This window comes from Nocardiopsis chromatogenes YIM 90109 (assembly GCF_000341185.1).
Taxonomy (GTDB): Bacteria; Actinomycetota; Actinomycetes; order Streptosporangiales; family Streptosporangiaceae; genus Nocardiopsis_A; species Nocardiopsis_A chromatogenes.
Genome location: NZ_ANBH01000142.1, coordinates 1 through 3,980 on the forward strand (window position 1 = coordinate 1; position 3,980 = coordinate 3,980).

General features: G+C 75.5%; 4 protein-coding genes. 3 read left to right on the forward strand and 1 reads right to left on the reverse strand.

The features are described 5' to 3' along the window. The 3 genes from D476_RS33405 to D476_RS0114925 all read left to right on the forward strand — a co-directional run. On the forward strand, positions 1–770 hold a 770-nt coding region (locus D476_RS33405; RefSeq protein WP_017624739.1), incomplete at its 5' end, for an MFS transporter. Between the two features lie 159 nt (positions 771–929). Continuing rightward, positions 930–1,610, forward strand: a complete 681-nt coding sequence (locus D476_RS0114920) for a response regulator transcription factor (RefSeq protein WP_017624740.1) — start codon at positions 930–932, stop codon at positions 1,608–1,610. Between the two features lies 1 nt (position 1,611). Beyond that, entirely contained in the window at positions 1,612–2,958 is a 1,347-nt protein-coding gene (locus tag D476_RS0114925; protein ID WP_017624741.1) for a sensor histidine kinase, read from the forward strand. 16 nt (positions 2,959–2,974) lie between these two features. Here the strand turns inward: D476_RS0114925 and D476_RS0114930 are convergent, their stop codons facing one another. Further along, positions 2,975–3,196: a hypothetical protein gene (locus D476_RS0114930; RefSeq protein ID WP_017624742.1), complete on the reverse strand. Its 222-nt coding sequence runs from the start codon at positions 3,194–3,196 to the stop codon at positions 2,975–2,977. Positions 3,197–3,980 lie beyond the last annotated feature (784 nt).

Sequence of the window (3,980 nt, forward strand, 5' to 3'; positions counted from 1 at the left end):
GGCTGTTCGCCGGCCGGAGCTTCGCCGCCAGCGTCACGGTCCAGGGGCTGGTGGGGGTGGGCACGTTCGCCGGCCTGTTCGTGCTTCCGCTGTACTACCAGATCGTCCACGGCCACACCGCCGCCGCCGCGGGGCTGCTGGTGGCGCCGCTGGGCCTGGGGTCGGCCGTGGCGATGCCCATCGCGGGGCGCCTGAGCGACAGGCTGGGGGCGCGCACCCTGGTCCGGGGCGGCGCCCTGATCGCCGTGGCGGGCGCCTTCGTGCTCACCTTCGTCGGCGCCGAGGGCGCCGAACCGCGGTCGGCCCCGGCCGCGTTCGCCATCGGCCTCGGGCTGGGCGGGGTCGGTGCGCCGACCATGGGGTCGCTGTACCGGACCCTGCCGCAGGAGAAGGTCCCCCAGGGCAGCTCCGTGCTGTACAACCTCAACCAGCTCGGCGGGGCGCTCGGTGTGGCCTGTGCCGCGCTCATCCTCGCGGCCTCGGGGACCGGCACCGGAACCGGCGCCGACGGCGGGACGGGCGGCTTCGCGAGCGCCTACTGGTTCCTGGTCGCGGTCGGGGTGGTCATCCTGGCCGCCAGCCCGCTCCTGCCGGGGCGCGTCCAGGAGATCCCCTCGCCTCCGGCCGACTCCGACTCCGGGGCCGGGTCCGGCACCGGGGCCGAGGACGAGCGGCAGCGGACCACGGGGGAGAGGGAACCCTCTTCCGGTCCGATGCCGGCCTCCCGCGAGGGGTGCGGTACCGCGGAGCGGGAGAGGGAGGAGAGCTGAATGGAGCGGGTCCACCTGCGCGCCGGGGCCTTCGCCTCGAATGCTCCGCGGCGGAGGACCGCGCCGCGCTCCGGGTGGGCCCGGCACCGAGCCGCCCCTCGCTCCGGTTCCGCCGGACCGGCCTCGTGCCCGGGCACGGAACGCGCATAGCATGCCCCAGTGCGCATTCTGCTGATCGAGGACGACGCCCGCATCGCCGAGACGGTCCGGCGGGGGCTCGCCGGGGAGGGCATCAGCGTCGACATCGTGGACGACGGCGTCGACGGCCTCTGGGCCGCCTCCGAGCGCGCCTGCTATGACGCCGTGGTCCTCGACATCATGCTCCCCGGGCTCAGCGGCTACAAGGTGCTGGAGGGCCTGCGCGGGCGCGAGGTGTGGACGCCCGTGCTGATGCTCACCGCCAAGGACGGCGAGTACGACGAGGCCGACGCCTTCGACCTGGGCGCCGACGACTACCTCACCAAACCGTTCTCCTTCGTGGTGCTGGCGGCCCGGCTGCGCGCGCTGGTGCGCCGCGGGGAGTCGGCCCGGCCGGCGGTCCTGAGCGCGGGCGACCTGACGCTCGACCCGGCCCGGCGCCGGGTGGCCCGCGGCGCCCGGGAGGTGGAGCTGACCCCGCGCGAGTACGCGCTGCTGGAGTTCCTCATCCGCCGCGCGGGGTCGGTCGTGTCCAAGGCCGAGATCCTGGACAACGTCTGGGACCCCGAGTTCGGGGGCGGCGACAACGTCGTCGAGGTCTACGTCCGCTACCTGCGCCGCAAGATCGACGAGCCGTTCGGGCGCCAGGCCGTGCGCACCGTCCGCGGCGCGGGCTACATGCTCGACGCGGAGGGCGGCTGACATGCGTGCGGGGGCGCTCCGCGCCGGGGTCCGGCGCCGCCTGATGGTCCTGTCCACGGTGGTCACCGGCATCGCGCTGGTGGCGGCGACGGCCGGGGGGATCGCGGTGCTGCGCGAGGCGCTGCTGCGCTCGGCCCACACCACGCTCGGCTCGGGCGTCGGCCAGATCATGGACGGCCTGGAGAAGCCGGAGCCGGAGTGGAACCCGCCCCGCAAGACCGACCTGGCCCAGCTCATCGGCCCCGACGGGCGGGTGGTGCGGGGCTGCGGCGCTCCGGAGTCCGACTGCGGCCCGCCCGCCTACACCCCGCTCACCCCGGAGCCGGGGGAGCTGGTGGAGACCACCGACGGCGGGATGCGGCTGATGGCCCGGGGCGTCCGGCTGGGCGGGGCCGACCACGTGATCGTCGTCGGCATGTCCGCCGAGCCCATCCAGGTGGCGGTGCGCACCTCCGCGCTGCTGGCGCTGGGGGCGATCCCGCTGCTGCTGGCCCTGGTGGCGGCCGCGGCGCACCGGCTGGCCGGGCGCGCCCTGGCCCCGGTGGAGGGCATCCGCGAACGGGTCGCCGCCATCGGCGGCGGGGGCGACCTGGGGCGGCGCGTCCCCGAGCCCGACGGCGACGACGAGATCGCGCGCCTGGCCACGACGATGAACGCGATGCTGGGACGCCTTGAGGCCGCGCAGCGCACGCAGCGCCGGTTCGTCGCCGACGCCGGGCACGAGCTGCGCAGCCCGCTGACCACGCTGACCGGCATCGTGGAGCTGGCGCGCAAGGACGGCGGGAGGATTCCGCCCGAGGCGCTGGTGTCGGCCGAAGGGGAGCTGAGCCGCATCCGCGTCCTGGTGGACGACCTGCTGCTGCTGGCGCGCGCCGACGAGAGCGGCCTGGGGCTGCGGCGCGAAGAGGTGGACCTGGACGACGTGCTGGACGGAGAGCGGGTCCGCCTGCGCTCCGCGGGGGCCGCCGAGGGCGTGCGCGTGGTGACCCGCCTGGAGCCGGTCAAGGTGGTGGGCGACCGGGACGCCCTGGCGCGCCTGGCCCGGAACCTGGCCGACAACGCGGTCCGCCACGCCCGCGGCAGGGTGGAGCTCGCGGTCTGGGCCCAGGGCGACGACCGGGCCGTCATCCAGGTCGGCGATGACGGCCCGGGCATCCCGGCGGAGGAGCGGGACCGGGTCTTCGAGCGCTTCGTCCGCCTCGACACGGCGCGGGGGAGGGCCTCAGGGGGGACGGGCCTGGGGCTCTCCATCGTCGCCGCGATCGCCCGGGAGCACGGCGGTTCGGTCGAGGCAGGAGAAGGCCCCGGGGGAGGCGCCGAGTTCACGGTGCGCCTCCCCCGGGGCTGACCCGGGGCGGGGCGGTTCAGGCGTCGTTGCAGTCCTCTTCGCCGTCCGACGAGCCCTGCGACCCGTCCGCCTCCGGGGCGCTGTCGGCGCCCGAGTCGGTGTCGGTGTTCTGGACGCTGCGCACCTCCGGCTCCGCGGGGGAGTCGGCGGCGGCCGCCGCGTACGCGGTCCCGGCGGCCCCCACGCCCAGCGGGAGGGCGATCAGCGCCGCCAGTGCCAGCTTCTTCTTGAGGTCCATGCCGTTCCTCGTTCCATCGTGGTCCACGCGGTGATCCGGCCGGATCTCCCGTCCGGCCGCACACACCATCAGCGATCACCCCTGAGAGCACTCTGAGCCGGTCTCAGCCGGGGTTAAGCCGGTCCCGGTCGGCCCTCGCCGTAGCCGTGCCCTTCGCTGGGGTCGGCTACGTCGACGGGATGGGGGACGTTTCCCTCCTGGTTCGGGGGAACGGTCGGTTGCTCGTCGCGCGGCTGGGTGTCGATGGGTTCGGGGGACACGTGGAGGCGGTCGGCGTGGGCCTCCGTTGGGGCCGGGGTGGCGTCCGCGGGCGGGGCGGTGCGCTGGGCGTCCCGTCCGACTGTCCGGCCGGGGTCGCGGCGCACCGCTCCGGATCACGGCGTGGCGGGGGTGGTGTCGCCTGCGGGGGGGGGCACCGCCCCGNGGCCAGGTGTTCCCGTTTCTGAGCGGCACGTTCCTGGCGCCGTCGAAGGTGCCTCCCGCAGTTGATCGGGATTCGTTCTCACTGCTGCCCGACAAAACCATTAGGGCCTTGTCCTTTGCCGGGACCGTGCCCTTTGCTGGGGCTGGCTACGTCGACGGGATGGGGGACGTTTCTCGCCGGTTCGGGGGATGAAGGGCGGCGACGGGGAGAGGTCGGCGGCCCTTGCGGCAGCGTTGTCGGGTGGCGGGCGTGTGCGTGGTGCCTGTGGTGGGCGGGACGGCAAGAGCGGGGCGGTTCTCCGGCCCTGCCTGCCGGGTGACAGGCCCGGGGCAGCCGGGGGGGGGGGGGGGGGGGGGGGGG

Coding starts and splice junctions, on each gene's coding strand:
- D476_RS0114925 (WP_017624741.1), top strand. CDS start 1,612: ATGCGTGCGGGGGCGCTCCGCGCCGGGGTCCGGCGCCGCCTGATGGTC.
- D476_RS0114930 (WP_017624742.1), bottom strand. CDS start 3,196: ATGGACCTCAAGAAGAAGCTGGCACTGGCGGCGCTGATCGCCCTCCCG.